Raw genomic sequence first — 15,117 nt, 5'->3', positions numbered from 1 at the left:
ATGACCCCTCGACGAAACATCCTGTCCGTTCTGCTGGCGGCGCTGCTGCTGCCGCTGGCCGCCGCCGCCCAGACCGCGCCCGACCTGAGCCCCGAGCAGGCGGGCCGCCCGCGCGCGCAGAAGAACGAGGAGGCGGTGGCGCTGGCCAGGGACTTCAAGTTCCAGAAGGAGGGCGTGCTCGTCGTCGGCACCACCACCGGCCGCCTGCCTTTCGCGGCTTATGCCACCGACACCAGGACGCCCGTGGGCAACGCGCCCGACATCGCGCAACTGGTGGCCGACAGCCTGGGGCGCAGGCTGGAGCTGGTGTCCACCACCTGGGGCGACTGGCCGCTGGGCCTGCAGTCGGGAAAGTTCGACCTGGTGGTGTCCAACGTGACCGTGACCGAGGAGCGCAAGGAGAAGTTCGACTTCTCGACCTACCGCAACGACCAGATCGGCATCTACGTGAAGTCCGACAGCAAGCTGGGCGCGATCAAGGAACCCAAGGACATCGCGGGCCTGCGCACCATCGTGCAGGCCAGCACCAACCAGGAGCAGATCATCCTGCGCTGGAACAAGCAGAACGTGGCGGCCGGGCTCAAGCCCATCGAGCTCCAGTACTACGACGACGATGTGGTGCAGCGCCTGGCGATCCAGTCGGGCCGCGCCGACATCTACGTGGGGCCGAACGCCATCGCGGCCTACGAGGCGCGCGACGGCAAGACCCGGCTGGCCGGCGTGTTCTCCGGCGGCTGGCCGCTGAACGCCGAGATCGCCGTCACCTCGCGCAAGGGCTCGGGCATCGCCGAGGCGGTGACGCTGGCGCTGAACACGCAGATCAGGAACGGCAACTACGCCAGGACCCTGTCGCGCTGGAGCCTGGAATCCGAAGCCATCCAGAGCTCGCGCACCAACCCGCCCGGCCTGCCGAAGAACTGAAGACCATGCCATTCACCAGGAACCCATCCGCGGCGTGGATCGCCCGCAGCGTCGTCGCCCTCGCGCTGATCACCGGCGCGGCCCATGCCGCCGACAAGTTCGACTTCAGCCCCGAGCAGGCGGGCCGACCGCGCGCGTCCAAGGATGCCGAGGCCGTGAAGGCCATTCCGCCGAACTTCAAGTTCGTGAAGGAGGGCGTGCTGACCGTCGCCATCGCGCCCTTCGCGCCACCCATCTCGACCTATGCCACCGACGCCCGTACCGTGGTGGGCTTCGACGCCGACTTCGCGCTGCTCGTGGCCGACACCCTGGGCCTGAAGCTCGAGCTGCAGCCCATCGCCTGGGCCGACTGGCCGCTGGGCCTGAGCTCGGGCAAGTACGACGCGGTGATCTCCAACGTGGGCGTGACCGAGCAGCGCAAGGAGAAGTTCGACTTCTCGACCTACCGGCTGGGTCTGCACGGCTTCTACGTCAAGGCCGACAGCGCCATCCAGAGCATCAAGGAACCGAAGGACATCGCGGGCCTGAAGCTCACGACCGGCGCGGGCACCAACCAGGAGCGCATCCTGCTCGAGTGGAACCGGCAGAACGCCGCGGCCGGCCTCAAGCCCGCCACGATCCAGTACTACGACGACGATGTGACGCGCACGCTGGCGGTGGTCACCCAGCGGGTGGAGGCCAACTTCAACCCCAACGCGCCGCAGGCCTACGAGGCCGCGAAGAACGGCCAGATCCGGCTGGTCGGCACGGTCAACGCGGGCTGGCCGCTGAAGTCCGACGTGGCGATCGCCACGCGCAAGGGCAGCGGCCTGGCCGTGGCGCTGACCGCGGCCACCAACCAGCTGATCCGCAACGGAAGCTACGCGAAGACGCTGGCGCGCTGGAGCCTCGCGGAAGAGGCGCTGCCGAAGTCGGAGACCAACCCGCCCGGCCTGCCGAAATTCGCGCCGTGAGCATCCGGCACCTGGCCTTCCTCACGCCCGGCAACTATGCCGAGGCCGACCCGCTGGCGGGCCTGGAGACCGCACTGGGCCTGTTCGAGCTCGGCGAGCGGCTGGGCTTCGACGGCGCCTGGGTGCGGCAGCGGCACCTGGAACGCGGCGTGTCCTCGGCCGCGACCTTCCTGGCCGCCGCCACCCAGCGCACGCGCCGCATCGAGCTGGGCGTGGCGGTGATCCAGATGGGCTACGAGAACCCGTTCCGCCTGGCCGAGGACATGGCCACGGTCGACATCCTGTCGCGCGGCCGGCTGCAGGTGGGCCTGAGCGCGGGCGCGCCGCCGCACGGCGCACTGCTGGGCCAGCGCTTCTACGATGCGCCGCCGAACACCGTCGACTTCAGCCACAAGCGCGTGGGCCGCTTCAAGGCCAACCTCGAAGACACGCTGCTCGGCGACGCCCAGACCTTCGTCGAGTCGGCCGGCGGGCGCGTGCGGCCGCAGGTGCAGCCGCATGCGCCGGGGCTGATCGACCGGCTCTGGTACGGCGGCGGCTCGCTGCGCTCGGCCGAGTGGGCGGGGCGCAACGGCTTCAACCTGCTGCAGGGCAACGTGCTGACGGGCGAGACCACCGACGACTTCCTCGCCGCGCAAGGCGGCCTGGTCGCGCGCTACCGCGCCAGCGAGACCGGCGCGCGCCGGGGCCGGGTGGCGCTGGGCCGCGTGATCGTGCCGCTGGACGGCGCCGATGCCGCCACCCGCCGGCGCTACCGCGCCTTCGCGGCCGGGCGTGTCGAGCGCACGCTGGCGCCGCAGGGCGTGCGGCGCACGCTGTTCGCGTCCGACCTGGTGGGCACGTCGGACGAGATCCTGGAGCGCCTGCACCGCGACCCGGTGCTGCCGCTGGTGGACGAGCTGCGCGTGGAGCTGCCCTACAACTTCAGCGGCGAGGAGTACGCGCAGATCCTGAGCGACCTGTCGCTGCGCGTCGCGCCGGCGCTGGGATGGCGCGGCGGCGTGCATGCGGTTTAGCTGTCGCCGCGCCGCCGGCGCGCCACCTTCACCGCATCGAACCAGAAGTCGACGTTGAAGCGCTGGCCGGTGGCCGCCATGCGCGCGCTCTGGATCGCATGCAAGGGCACCACGCGGGTCTGGCCCGGCAGGTCGCCGTGGCCCACGATGAAGCGCCGGCGCAGGTCGACCTGCTCGATCTGCAGCGTGCATTCGGCCTTGTGGCCCTGCGGGTCGCGGTAGCGCAGGTGGACGCGCGGCCGCTCGTCGACCACCGCATGGCCGCCCTTGCCCTGGATGAACCACTCGGGCAGGGTGTCGGGCGCGGCGCCGTTCTGCGTGCCGCCGAGGCCGCCGCGCATCGTGGGGATCTCGTTGGGCAGGTGGCCCGCGCGCACGCGGGCGGCCGCGATGCGCCTGCGCGCCGAACGCTGCGTGGCGATCCAGCGCCAGCCCCAGCCGCCGAGGGCCAGCAGGAGCAGCAGGCCGCTCGCGAGCCGCAGCGCGGCGTTGTCGAAGAGGTCGAGTCCGAAGCCCATGGAAAAGCTCCTTTGCCGAGGTCGATCACGGCCAGGAATGCTAATTCTTTGGTATTCAAATGAACAGTCCCCCGAACGGGGGATGGCGCCGCGGGCCCGCGGCTGTCAGCGCGGCAGCGCGAGCGCGAAGGGCAGGCTCGCCACGCCCAGCAGCGTGGACAGCGTGACCAGCCCCGCCACGTAGGGCCCGTTGTAGCCCATGCGCGCCGCCAGCACGTAGGCGCTCGAGGCCGTGGGCACGGCGGAGAAGGTCAGGAGCACGCTGGCCTGCACCGGGTCCAGCCGCAGCGCGCGCGCCAGGGCCCAGCCGATCAGCGGCAGCAGCAGGTGGCGGATCGACAGCAGCGACACCGCCAGCACCTTGCCGCGCGCCAGCGTCGCGAACTGCATGCCGGCGCCGGCCGCCATCAGGCCCAGCGCCAGCGAGGCCGCGCCGATGCGGGTCAGCGTGGGCTCCATCCAGGTCGGCACGCCGAGCCCGAGCAGGTTGACCACCAGGCCGGTGGCGGTCGCGACGATCAGCGGGTTGCGCAGCAGCTGGCGCAGGAAGCCGGTCTGCGCATGGCGCGCCATCGGCCAGACCGCCGCCACGTTCATCAGCGGCACGCCCACGCCGATCAGCACCGCGATCATCAGCAGGCCCTGCGCGCCGCCGAGCCGGTCGGCCAGCGCCAGGCAGATGAAGGAGTTGAAGCGGAACGCGACCTGCACGCTGCCCGCGTGTTCGCGCCGGTCGATGTGCGGGCCGATGCCGGGCAGGTGGGGCAGCACATAGGCCAGCGCGACGCCGCTGGCGCAGACGCCCAGGCCGGCGGCCAGCAGGTGCGAGGTCTCGCCGAAGTCGATCGGGCTGCGCACGATCGAATGGAACAGCAGCACCGGGAACAGGAAGTAGTAGACCAGGCTCTCGACCTGGTCCCACACGCGGCGGTCGAGGGCGGTGTAGCGGCACAGCAGCCAGCCGCAGGCGATCAGGGAGAAGTCGGGGAAGAGGAGCTGCGCGTAGTTCACCGGTCGAGGATAAACCGTGCGCTCCGTGGGTAATCCTGGGCATCGGGATCGGCGCCGAGCCGCTAGCATGGCCGTTTTCGTTTCCACGACTTTCACTCACAAGGAGTTTGCTGATGCAACGTCGTCAATGGGGCGCTCTCGCAGGTGCAGCGGCAATGGTCGCCATCGCCGGGCCGGTGCTGGCACAGGGTTATCCGAACAGGGCCATCGAGCTCCAGGTGCCCTTCGCACCGGGCGGCACCACCGACATCGTGGCGCGCGTGATCGCCGACCCGCTGGGCCGGACGCTGGGACAGAGCGTGATCGTCATCAACAAGGCCGGCGGCGGCGGCGTGGTCGGCGCGGCCGAGACCGCGCGCGCGGCGCCCGATGGCTACAAGCTGGGCATCGCCACCGTCTCGAGCACCGCCGCCAACCCGGCGATCAACCCGAAGACGCCCTACGACCCGATCAACGACTTCACGCCGATCATCAACATCGCGGCGACGCCGAACATCATCGCGGTCAACCCGAACTTCCCGGCCAAGAACTACGCCGAGTTCGTGGCCGAGCTCAAGAAGAACCCGGGCAAGTACTCGTACTCGTCCTCGGGCACGGGCGGCATCGGCCACCTGCTGATGGAGCTCTACAAGAGCCTGACCAACACCTTCGTCACCCACATCCCGTACCGCGGCGCGGGCCCGGCGCTCAACGACACGGTGGCCGGCCAGGTGCCGATCATCTTCGACAACCTGCCCTCGGCGCTGCCCTTCATCAAGGCCGGCCGGCTGGTCCCGATCGTGGTGAGCGCGCCCAACCGCGTGGCGGCCCTGCCCAACGTGCCGACCTTCAAGGAAGTCGGCCTGGAACCGGTCAACCGCATGGCCTACTACGGCATCCTGGGCCCCAAGGGCCTGCCGAAGGAAGTGGTCGACAAGATCAGCGAAGGCACGCGCAAGGCGCTGGCCGACCCGGCGGTGCGCAAGCGCATCGAGGACACCGACTCGATCATCGTGGCCAACACGCCCGAGCAGTTCGCGGCCCAGATCAAGGCCGAGTTCGAGGTCTACAAGCAGGTCGTGGTCAAGCAGAAGCTCACGCTGGAGTAGGCCGTCGCGCCTTCGCCTCGAAAGCCGCCTTCGGGCGGCTTTTTGTTTGCTATCTTGCGGGCCATGCCCCGCCCTGTGAAAACGCCTGCCGCCCCCGCTTCCGTGCCGGAGATCGACGACTTCGTGGACGCGCTGTGGCTGGAGGACGGCCTGTCGAAGAACACGCTGGCGGCCTACCGGCAGGACCTCGCGCTGTTCGCGCAATGGCTGCGGGCCGAGCGCGCCACCGCGCTCGACCACACGGCCGAGAGCGATCTGCAGGCCTACATGGGAGAGCGCCTGGTGCACGGCGGGCGCGAAGGAAAGACCGGCAAGGCGACCTCGGCCAACCGGCGGCTCACGGTGTTCAAGCGCTACTTCCGCTGGGCGCTGCGCGAGAACCGCATCACGGCCGACCCCACGCTGCGGCTCGCGCCCGCGCGCCAGGCGCCGCGCGCGATCAAGCTGCTGTCGGAGCAGCAGGTCGACGACCTGCTCAACGCGCCCGACGTGAACACGCCGCTGGGCCTGCGCGACCGCGCGATGCTCGAGCTGATGTACGCGAGCGGCCTGCGTGTGAGCGAGCTGGTGGCGATCAAGGTGATCGAACTGAGCCTCAACGACGGCGTGCTGCGGGTGACCGGCAAGGGCGACAAGGAGCGTCTCGTGCCCTTCGGCGGCGAGGCGCGCCGCTGGATCGAGCGCTACATGGACGAGGCCCGCCCGGAGATCCTGGGCGGCCAGCAGACGCCCGACCTGTTCGTGACCGCGCGCGGCGCGGGCATGACGCGCGTGATGTTCTGGATCATCGTGAAGAAGCAGGCCGAGGCGGCGGGCATCCGCTCGCCGCTGTCGCCGCACACGCTGCGCCATGCCTTCGCCACGCATCTGCTCAACCACGGCGCCGACCTGCGCGCGGTGCAGCTGCTGCTGGGCCATGCGGACATCTCGACCACCACCATCTACACCCACGTGGCGCGCGAACGGCTCAAGCAGCTGCATGCGCAGCACCATCCGCGCGGATGACCAAGCCCGGCCTGCCCCCGCTGCGCATCGGCTGTGCCGGCTGGAGCCTGCCGCGCGCGCAGTGGCCCGACTTTCCGGCCGAGGGCTCGCACCTGGCGCGCTACGCGCAGCGCTTCGACGCGGTGGAGATCGACACCTCCTTCTACCGCCCGCACCGCACCGAGACCTATGCGCGCTGGGCCGCGAGCACGCCCGTGCATTTCCGCTTCGCGGTCAAGCTGCCCAAGACCGTCACGCACGAGCGCCAGCTGGTCGATGCGATGCAGCCCTTCGACGACTTCCTCGCGCAGGTCGCGGGCCTGGGCGAGCGGCTGGGCTGCCTGCTGGTGCAGCTCGCGCCGCGGCTGGCTTTCGAGGCCGACGTGGTGGAGCGCTTTCTCTCGGATGTGCGCGAGCGTCACGCCGGCGCGATGGCGCTGGAGCCGCGGCATGCGAGCTGGTTCACGCCCGAGGCCGATGCGCTGCTGGCGCGCTTCGCGGTCGGCCGGGTGCTGGCCGACCCGGTGCTGCACGACGCGGCCACCGCGCCCGGCGGCTGGCCCGGCCTGGTCTATGTGCGCATGCACGGCACGCCGCGGGTCTACTGGTCGGCCTACGACGAGGCCCTGCTCGCGCGCGTCGCGCAACGCCTGCGCCAGGCGCGAGCCGAGGGCGCGGAATGCTGGTGCGTGCTCGACAACACGGCCGGCGGCGCGGCGGTCGGCAATGCGCTGAGCCTCGCGCGGCAGGCGGCAGAATCGGTGCCGGATCACAACAACACGGAGACCGCATCCTCATGACCGCTCGCAAGAATTTCTGGACCGCCCTCGCGCTCGCCGCCGCCGCGGGCCTGACCTCGGCGCAGGGCTACCCGAGCAGCAAGCCGATCCGCCTGATCGTCGGCTACCCGCCCGGCGGCGGCATCGACTTCGCTGCCCGCACGGTGCAGGTGCCGCTGCAGGAGGCGCTCAAGCAGCAGATGGTGGTCGACTACAAGCCCGGCGCCAGCGGCATGATCGCCGCGACCGAGCTGACCCGGCAGGCGCCCGACGGCTACACGCTGCTGCTGGCCAACACCGGCCCGTTTGCCATCGCGCCCTACCTGCAGTCCAAGCCGCCCTACGACCCGGTGAAGCAGTTCACCTACATCGGCCAGATCAGCCAGGGCAGCTACATCGCCGTCACGCGCAACGACCATCCCGCGAAGGACCTCAAGGCCTTCGTGGCCTGGGCCAAGGGGCAGCCGGGCAAGGTCAATTTCGCCTCGGGCGGCGCCGGCACCTCGACCCATCTCAACGGCGAACTCATGAACCAGGTCACCGGCCTGGACATGACCCACGTGCCCTACAAGGGCAGCGCGCCCGCGGTGCAGGACCTGATCGGCGGGCAGACGCAGATCCTGATCGACGCCGGCAGCGTGCTGCTGCCGCAGGTCAAGGGCGGCAAGCTCAAGGCGCTGGCCGTGACCGGCCCGAAGCGCGATCCGCAGCTGCCCGACGTGCCCACGGTGGCCGAGCTGGGCCTCGCCGGCATGGAGTCGGTGGGCTTCCAGGGCCTGGTGGGGCCGGCGGGCATGCCCAGGGACGTGGTCGACCGGCTGTCGAACGAACTGGCCAAGGTGCTGGCGCAGCCCGACATCCAGGCCAAGTTCGCGGTCGCGGGCGCGGAAGTGCATTCGCTGGGGCCGACGGCCTTCTCGGCCTTCGTGAAGGCGGACAACGAGAAATGGGCCAAGCTGATCCGGGAACGCAAATTGCAGCTGGACTGAGAACCTCACAACCTTCAACGAGAACGATCGAATGGATTCCCGAATTTCGCGGCGCGGCGCGCTGGCCCTGTCCGCCCTGGCCCTGGCCGCCGCCGGCACGCTCTGCGGCGCCGCCGCCTCGGCGCAGGCCCTGCCCAAGACCTTGCGCATCGTCGTCGCCTATCCCGCGGGCGGCGTCAGCGACACCGTGGCGCGCGCGCTGGCCGACCGGCTGGCGGCGCAGATGAACATCCCGGTGGTGATCGACAACAAGGCCGGCGCCAGCGGCAGCATCGGCATGGATGCGGTCGCCAAGGCGGCGCCCGACGGCGCCACGCTGGGCTTCTCGGCGATCAGCCCGCTGGTGCTCAACCCGCACCTGGGCAAGTCGCCCTTCGATCCGCTGAAGGACATCCAGCCGATCGCCAGCGTGATGTATTCGCCGGTGCTGCTGATGGCGACCTCGGCCAGCACGAGCAAGGACTTCGCCGGCCTGCTGGCCGAGGCGAAAGCGAAGCCCGGCGCGATCCGCTGGGCCACCTCGGGCCAGGCCTCGCTGGGCCACATCATGCTGGAGCAGCTGCACGCCGGCGCGCGCATCGAGGTCACGCACGTGCCCTACAAGGGCGGCGGCCAGCAGATGAACGATGCGATCAGCGGCCAGTTCGAGGTGCTGTCGACCAACGCGGGCGGCGCGCTGTCGCAGTACATCAAGGCCGGCAAGCTGCGGCCTCTGGCCGTGGGCGCGCCCGCGCGGCTCGAGAGCCTGCCCGAGGTGCCCACGCTGGCCGAGCTGGGCTACCCGGCCGCCAACCTGTCCTCGCTGTTCGGCGTGTTCGCGCCGGCCGGACTGCCGCAGCCGCTGGCCGCGCGCTACAACGCCGAGATCAACAAGGCGCTGGCCACGCCCGAACTGCGCGCCAAGCTGGTCGCGACCGACAACGTGCCGACCGGCGGTGCCGCAGCCGACTTCGCCAAGGCCATCGCGGCCGAGTACGAGAGCAACGGCCGGGCCATCAGGGCGGCGGGCATCAAGGCCGACTGAGCGACAGGGTCATCGGCCGGGCCGGGCTGGCGTGCGCTGCCAGCCTACCTTATAGTAGGCCCATGTCCACTGCCTCGCTTGCCGCCCCCTCCACGCGCGAACAGATCGTGCGCGTGGCGCGCCGGCTGATCCGCACGCGCTCCTACCTGGGCTTCAGCTTCCAGGACGTGGCCGACGAGATCGGCATCCGCAAGGCCAGCCTGTACCACCACTTCCCGAGCAAGGAAGCGCTGGGCATCGCGGTGCTGCGCGAATCGAACCAGTCCTTCAAGGACTGGGCCGCCAAGCCGCGCGCGCCGGCCGAGGCGCTGGAGGCCTACTTCTTCATGTACCGCAACGCCCTGCAGGCCGGCGCGGCGGTCTGCCCCGCGGGGGCACTGGCGCCGGGCTGGGACTGCATCGAGGACGAGCTGCGCCAGACCGTGCGCGAACTGCGCGACACCCAGCTCATGTGGCTCACCGGCGTGCTCGGCGCGCTGGTCCACGGCGCCGCGAAGCCGGTGTCGGCCGGCGCGTTGGCCGCCTGCGTGTTCGCGACCGCCCAGGGCGCGCTGCTGTCGGCCCGCATGAGTGGCCGGCCCGAGGATTTCGACGCGGTCATCGACCCCTTGAAAGCCATGCTGCCGACCTGAGACACCCGATCACCCGCGGCACGCCCGGCGTGCCTTTTTTCAGCCCTCGAAGACTACCGATCGGTTGGTAGTCAGTCATCGAAAGGAACCGTCATGAAAGCCGTCATCGCCGCCTACGCGCGCACCCCCTTCCACTTCGCGCGCAAGGGCGCGCTGGCCGAGGTCCGGCCCGACACCCTGGCCGCGCAGGCGGTGAGCGGCCTGCTGGCGCGCACCGACCTCGACCCGGCGCTGATCGAGGACGTGATCCTGGGCTGTGCCTACCCCGAGGCCGCGCAGGGCAACAACCTCGCGCGCATCGTCTGCCTGCTCGCGGGCCTGCCGCTCGAGGTGGGCGGCATGACGGTCAACCGCTTCTGCGGCTCCTCGATGCAGGCGGTGCACATCGCGGCCGCGCAGATCGAGGCCGGCATGGGGGAGGCCTTTCTGTGCGTGGGCGTCGAGTCGATGACCATGGTGCCGCAGGGCGGCTTCAACTTCTCGCCCAGCCCCGAGCTGCTGGCGAACACCGCGGCCTACATCTCGATGGGCGAGACGGCCGAGAACGTGGCCACGCGCTGGAACGTGAGCCGCGCCGACCAGGAGGCGCTGGCGGTCGAATCGCACCGCAAGGCCGCGGCGGCGCGCGCCGAAGGCCGGCTGGCCGAGGAGATCGTGCCGGTGCGCCTGGCCAACGGCGAGTTCGTCGAGGCCGACGGCTGCATCCGCCCCGGCACCTCGGCCGAGGCGCTGGCCGGGCTCAAGCTGGCCTTCCGGCCCGACGGCTCGGTCACGGCCGGCACCTCGTCGCCGCTGACCGACGGCGCCGCCGTGGTGCTGGTCACCAGCGACGCCTTCGCCGAAAAGCATGGGCTGAAGCCGATGGCGCGAATCCGCGCCTTCGCCTCGGTGGGCGTGGACCCGGCCGTGATGGGCATCGGCCCGATCCCGGCCACGCGCAAGGCCCTGGCGCGGGCCGGCCTCACGGTGGCCGACCTCGACGTGGTCGAGATCAACGAGGCCTTCTCCTCGCAGGCGCTGGCCTGCATCCGCGACCTGGGGCTCGATCCGGCCACGGTCAACCTCGACGGCGGCGGCCTGGCCATCGGCCACCCGCTGGGCGCGACCGGCGCGCGCATCACGGGCAAGGCCGCCGCATTGCTGGTGCGCGAGAACGGGCGCTATGCGCTGTCGACCCAGTGCATCGGCGGCGGGCAGGGCATTGCGACGGTGCTCGAACGCGTCTGAGCGGGGCCGTGACAAGATGGCTGCACCCGATTTCCCAGGAGACCTTCTTGTCGAAAAAACTCTACCTCGATGACCTCCGGGTCGGCGACCGCTTCACCAGCGGCGAGCATGCGCTCGATGCGGCGCAGATCATCGCCTTCGCGCGGCAGTTCGACCCGCAGCCCTTCCACACCGACCCCGAGGCGGCGCAGTCCACTTTCTTCGGCGGCCTGGCCGCGAGCGGCTGGCACACGGCCGCGCTCACGATGAAGCTGCTGGTGGAAAGCGGCCTGCCGCTGGCCGATGGCGTGATCGGGTCCGGCGGCGAGATCCAGTGGCCGCAGCCGACCCGTCCCGGCGACGTGCTGCATGTGGAGGGCGAGGTGATGGAGATCGTCCCTTCGCGCTCCAAGCCGGGCCGCGCGATGGTGCTGATGCGCTGCGAAACCAGGAACCAGCGCGGCGAGGTGCTGCAGCGCTTCGGGCCGAAGCTGGTGGTGGCGAGCCGGCCCTAACCGGCCACCAGCTCGCCCAGCTCTTCGTCTGTGAAACCCGCCAGCGCGCGCGCCTCGAGGTTGAAGGGCGCGCGCAGCCGCGGCGCATCGTGCCGGCGGTAGAGCACGCGGTAGTGCGCGATCGGGTCGAAGCCGTCGCGTTCGCAGGCCCATCGGTACCAGCGGTTGCCCACCGCCACATGGCCCACCTCGTCGCGCAGGATGATGTCGAGGATCGCGATGGCCGCGATCGCATCGGGCGTGCCCACGCGCTGGAGCTTGGCCTGGATCAGCGGCGTGGCGTCGAGCCCGCGCGCCTCGAGCGTGCGCGGCACCAGCGCCATGCGCGCGAGCACATCGTGCGCGGTCTTCTCGCACATGGCCCACAGGCCGTCGTGGCCGGTGAAGTCGCCGTAGCCGAAGCCCAGGGTCCGCAGGTGCGCATGCAGCAGTTCGAAGTGCAGCGCCTCCTCGCCGGCCACGCGCAGCCAGTCGCGGTAGTAGGCCTCGGGCATGCCGTCGAAGCGCCAGACGGCGTCGAGCGCGAGGTTGATCGCGTTGAACTCGATGTGGCAGATCGAATGGATCAGCGCGGCGCGGCCCTCGGGGGTGAAGGGCGAGCGCTTGCCGACCTCGGTCGCGCCCACGCGCAGAGGGCGCTCGGGCCGGCCGGGGACATCGGTTTCGTCGACGCTGCCGTGCAGCGTGACCGGGGGCAGGGGAAGGGTGGCGGCGTCGGCCGCGAGCGCGCGCGTGGCGGCCACCTTGGCCTCGGGATCGGTCAGGCGCAGGGCGGCGAGGGCGCCTAAACGGGGATGCATCCCTACAATTCTAGTTTTAGCCCCAGAACAAGGAGACACCGCGATGGCCCTCTATGAACTCGATGGCGTGGCGCCGCAGCTGGCGGAAGGCGCCTGGGTGGCCGACAGCGCGCAGGTGATGGGCGCGGTGGTGCTGGGCGAAAATGCCAGCGTCTGGTTCGGCGCGGTGCTGCGCGGCGACACCGAGACCCTGACCATCGGCCGCAACAGCAACGTGCAGGACCTGTCGGTGCTGCACGCCGACATCGGCTGCCCGCTGACCCTGGGCGAGAACGTCACGGTCGGCCACCAGGTCATGCTGCACGGCTGCACCATCGGCGACAACACGCTGATCGGCATCCAGGCGGTGGTCTTGAATAACGCGAAGATCGGCCGCAACTCGATCGTTGGCGCCGGCAGCGTCGTGACCGAGGGCAAGGAGTTTCCGGACAACTCGCTGATCATCGGCGCGCCGGCCAAGGTGGTGCGCACGCTCGACGATGCCGCCGCCGCCAAGCTGCGCGCGAGCGCGGAACACTATGTGGAAAACGCCCATCGCTTCGCGAAGGGCCTCAAGAGAATTAGCTAACCCCCAGGCTTGCCCACTTCGTGTGGCCTCCCTCCCCCTTGCGGGGGGCCATGCCAGCGGCCCGGCAAAGCCGGCGCCGCGGTATGTCATGTGAAGAAGAAGCCTGATCAAGAGAAAGACGATGCTGTGAGCGAGCTGCACAAATTCCTGTTCGACGGCATGCCGGTGCGCGGCATGATCGTGCGCCTGACCGACGCCTGGCAGGAAATCCTGGCGCGCCGCGCCGCCAACACCACCACCGGGGCCTACTCGGCGCCGGTGGCCGAGCTGCTGGGCGAGATGACCGCGGCCGCCACGCTGATGCAGTCCAACATCAAGTTCAACGGCTCGCTGATCCTGCAGATCTTCGGCGACGGGCCGGTCAAGGTCGCGGTGGCCGAGGTCCAGGCCGACCTGGGCCTGCGCTCGACCGCCACCATGGTCGGCGAGCTGCCGGCCGACGCGCGCTTCCCCGACATGGTGAATGTCCAGAACAAGGGCCGCTGCGCGATCACGCTCGAGCCCAAGGGCCGCGTGCCCGGCCAGCAGCCTTACCAGGGCGTGGTGCCGCTGTTCGGCGACGACGGCCAGAAGCTGGGCAAGCTCAGCGACGTGCTGCAGCACTACATGCTGCAGAGCGAACAGCTCGACACCACGCTGGTGCTGGCGGCCGACGACAAGGTCGCGGCCGGGCTGCTGATCCAGCGCCTGCCGGTCAAGGGCGAGGGCAACCTCGAGGGCACGGCGGGCAGCGACCTGAACCTGGCCAACGAGGACGAGATCGGCCGCAACGAGGACTACAACCGGATCTCGATCCTGGCCTCGACCCTGACGCGCGAGGAACTGCTGACGCTCGACGTCGAGACCATCCTGCGGCGCCTGTTCTGGGAAGAGAAGGTGCTGCGCTTCCAGCCGCAGGTCGGCGCGCTGGGCCCGCACTTCGCCTGCAACTGCAGCCGCGAACGCGTGGCGCAGATGATCCGCGGCCTGGGCGTGGAGGAGGCCGAGGAGATCCTCGCCGAGCGCGGCGACATCGAGGTCGGCTGCGATTTCTGCGGCAAGCAATACCGCTTCGACGCGGTCGACGCGGCCCAGATCTTCCGCCCGCCGGGCAACCAGCTGCCGGCCAGCCCCACGGTCCAGTGAGACCGCGTCAGCGCGCCGTCGCGAAGCCGCTGAAGCGGATGTCGGGCGCGCTGGTGTTGTGCCTGGACGGCAGGCTGCGCGCGAAGCGCAGGTCCATGGCCCGCAGCGTGCCGAGTTCCGGCAGCGCCGTCACGGTCGGCGCGGCGCCGGACGTGGCGCGCCACTGCAGCTCGCTGACGTCCGCGTTGTCGGGCTGCACGTACATCGAACGCAGCACGGCGAAGGGCCGGCCGTCCGCTGCGGCGGGCCGCAGCGCGACGTCGAGCGCGGTGCGCCGGCGGCTGATCTCGGCCACGGTCACCCGTGCCTTGCCGCCATCGGCAAAGCGCAGCCGCAGCGCGAGCGGCTGCGTCGCGACCGTGATCGAGGCGATGTCCACCACGGGCCTGCGCGCCTGCGTGACCGGTCCCAGCAGGAAGGTCGAGCCGTAGACGCCGTCGCCGAAGCGCGCTTCGGGCAGGGGCTTGAGGCGCCATGAGCCGTCCGACGGGTACATCACCAGGGCCTCCTTGGGCTCGGCGCCGTCGGCCGTCTTGGCGAAGACCTGCAGCAGATGGAGGCCGCGCACGGTGCGGCCGTCGACCGTCACGGGCACGCGCTGCGGCCGCCAGAAGCGGGCCAGGGTGAGCCCGACGATGCGCCAGCGCGGACCGTCGTGCAGCACCACGCGGCCTGGCTCGAAATCGAAGGCTGGATCGGTGGGGTGCGTGCCGCCGTCGAAGTTGCAGCCGGAGAAGTCGGGGGCGGTGGTGTCGCGCTCGATGCGATCGAGGTAGGCCGGCTGCAGGGCCTCGACGCGGAAGCCGGCGATGCGCGACCCGCTCAGGGCCACGGACACGTTGTCCTCCTCGGCGCAGGCCGTGGCCGTGCTCTGGTTGACCACCGTCGCCAGCGCGGGGGCGGCGATGGCCGGCCCGCTCGCCGCCAGGCAGACGAGGGGAACCCAGCGGACCCAGTGAAGGCGCGGCATCGGCATCTCCCAACGAGG

The 15,117-nt window shown here is 70.6% G+C and carries 17 protein-coding genes; 13 read left to right on the top strand and 4 right to left on the bottom strand.

Annotated elements, in window-relative coordinates:
* From QTI20_RS18870 to QTI20_RS18860, 3 genes are read left to right on the top strand one after another with little or no spacing between them, the layout of a single operon-like run.
* Nucleotides 1-921 carry an ABC transporter substrate-binding protein gene (locus QTI20_RS18870; RefSeq protein ID WP_286553059.1) on the top strand — a complete coding sequence of 307 codons (921 nt, stop codon included), beginning with the start codon at nt 1-3 and terminating at the stop codon, nt 919-921.
* 5 nt (nt 922-926) lie between these two features.
* Nucleotides 927-1,874, top strand: coding sequence for an ABC transporter substrate-binding protein (locus QTI20_RS18865; protein WP_286553056.1), 948 nt, complete (start codon nt 927-929; stop codon nt 1,872-1,874).
* The gene (locus QTI20_RS18860) at nt 1,862-2,890 is read left to right on the top strand and encodes an LLM class flavin-dependent oxidoreductase (RefSeq protein WP_286553473.1); all 1,029 of its coding nucleotides are present in this window, start codon (nt 1,862-1,864) and stop codon (nt 2,888-2,890) included. The genes QTI20_RS18865 and QTI20_RS18860 overlap by 13 nt, the downstream gene beginning before the upstream one ends.
* Here QTI20_RS18860 and QTI20_RS18855 read toward each other — a convergent pair.
* Nucleotides 2,887-3,408 (bottom strand): hypothetical protein, encoded by a 522-nt coding sequence (locus QTI20_RS18855; RefSeq protein ID WP_286553054.1) that lies wholly within the window; start codon nt 3,406-3,408, stop codon nt 2,887-2,889. The genes QTI20_RS18860 and QTI20_RS18855 overlap by 4 nt on opposite strands.
* Before the next feature lie 105 nt (nt 3,409-3,513).
* The gene (locus tag QTI20_RS18850) at nt 3,514-4,419 is read right to left on the bottom strand and encodes an AEC family transporter (protein ID WP_286553052.1); all 906 of its coding nucleotides are present in this window, start codon (nt 4,417-4,419) and stop codon (nt 3,514-3,516) included.
* 113 nt (nt 4,420-4,532) lie between these two features.
* Here QTI20_RS18850 and QTI20_RS18845 point away from each other — a divergent pair, with 113 nt between their 5' ends.
* The 8 genes from QTI20_RS18845 (at nt 4,533) to QTI20_RS18810 (ending at nt 11,636) form a co-directional block, all read left to right on the top strand.
* Nucleotides 4,533-5,507, top strand: a complete 975-nt coding sequence (locus tag QTI20_RS18845) for a tripartite tricarboxylate transporter substrate binding protein BugE (RefSeq protein ID WP_183026237.1) — start codon at nt 4,533-4,535, stop codon at nt 5,505-5,507.
* Nucleotides 5,508-5,570: 63 nt separating this feature from the next.
* Nucleotides 5,571-6,512: a site-specific tyrosine recombinase XerD gene (xerD, locus tag QTI20_RS18840; protein ID WP_286553048.1), complete on the top strand. Its 942-nt coding sequence runs from the start codon at nt 5,571-5,573 to the stop codon at nt 6,510-6,512.
* Nucleotides 6,509-7,291: a DUF72 domain-containing protein gene (locus QTI20_RS18835; protein ID WP_286553045.1), complete on the top strand. Its 783-nt coding sequence runs from the start codon at nt 6,509-6,511 to the stop codon at nt 7,289-7,291. Before xerD ends, QTI20_RS18835 begins: the two co-directional genes overlap by 4 nt.
* Complete coding sequence (locus tag QTI20_RS18830) at nt 7,288-8,259, top strand: Bug family tripartite tricarboxylate transporter substrate binding protein (protein ID WP_286553042.1); 972 nt, start codon at nt 7,288-7,290, stop codon at nt 8,257-8,259. The genes QTI20_RS18835 and QTI20_RS18830 overlap by 4 nt, the downstream gene beginning before the upstream one ends.
* Before the next feature lie 31 nt (nt 8,260-8,290).
* A complete protein-coding gene (locus QTI20_RS18825) occupies nt 8,291-9,283 on the top strand; it encodes a Bug family tripartite tricarboxylate transporter substrate binding protein (RefSeq protein WP_286553040.1) in 993 nt (330 codons plus the stop codon).
* Between the two features lie 62 nt (nt 9,284-9,345).
* Nucleotides 9,346-9,915, top strand: a complete 570-nt coding sequence (locus QTI20_RS18820) for a TetR/AcrR family transcriptional regulator (RefSeq protein ID WP_286553038.1) — start codon at nt 9,346-9,348, stop codon at nt 9,913-9,915.
* Nucleotides 9,916-10,008: 93 nt separating this feature from the next.
* A complete protein-coding gene (locus tag QTI20_RS18815; protein ID WP_286553037.1) occupies nt 10,009-11,142 on the top strand; it encodes a thiolase family protein in 1,134 nt (377 codons plus the stop codon).
* A gap of 47 nt (nt 11,143-11,189) precedes the next feature.
* Complete coding sequence (locus QTI20_RS18810) at nt 11,190-11,636, top strand: MaoC family dehydratase (protein WP_286553036.1); 447 nt, start codon at nt 11,190-11,192, stop codon at nt 11,634-11,636.
* On the opposite strand, the gene QTI20_RS18805 is transcribed toward QTI20_RS18810, so the two are convergent.
* Nucleotides 11,633-12,436, bottom strand: coding sequence for a ferritin-like domain-containing protein (locus QTI20_RS18805; protein ID WP_286553035.1), 804 nt, complete (start codon nt 12,434-12,436; stop codon nt 11,633-11,635). The two genes, QTI20_RS18810 and QTI20_RS18805, sit on opposite strands and share 4 nt — an antisense overlap.
* A gap of 43 nt (nt 12,437-12,479) precedes the next feature.
* Here QTI20_RS18805 and QTI20_RS18800 point away from each other — a divergent pair, with 43 nt between their 5' ends.
* Both QTI20_RS18800 and hslO read left to right on the top strand, forming a co-directional pair.
* The gene (locus tag QTI20_RS18800; RefSeq protein WP_183026245.1) at nt 12,480-13,004 is read left to right on the top strand and encodes a gamma carbonic anhydrase family protein; all 525 of its coding nucleotides are present in this window, start codon (nt 12,480-12,482) and stop codon (nt 13,002-13,004) included.
* 126 nt (nt 13,005-13,130) lie between these two features.
* Nucleotides 13,131-14,129, top strand: a complete 999-nt coding sequence (hslO, locus tag QTI20_RS18795; RefSeq protein ID WP_286553032.1) for an Hsp33 family molecular chaperone HslO — start codon at nt 13,131-13,133, stop codon at nt 14,127-14,129.
* Nucleotides 14,130-14,136: 7 nt separating this feature from the next.
* Here hslO and QTI20_RS18790 read toward each other — a convergent pair whose 3' ends face one another.
* A complete protein-coding gene (locus QTI20_RS18790) occupies nt 14,137-15,099 on the bottom strand; it encodes a hypothetical protein (protein ID WP_286553029.1) in 963 nt (320 codons plus the stop codon).
* Nucleotides 15,100-15,117: the final 18 nt, after the last annotated feature.

It is taken from the genome of Variovorax sp. J2P1-31 (assembly GCF_030317215.1).
Taxonomy (GTDB): Bacteria; Pseudomonadota; Gammaproteobacteria; order Burkholderiales; family Burkholderiaceae_C; genus Variovorax.
Note: the sequence above shows the minus strand (reverse complement) of the source record. Positions and strands in the feature narration are given on the sequence as shown.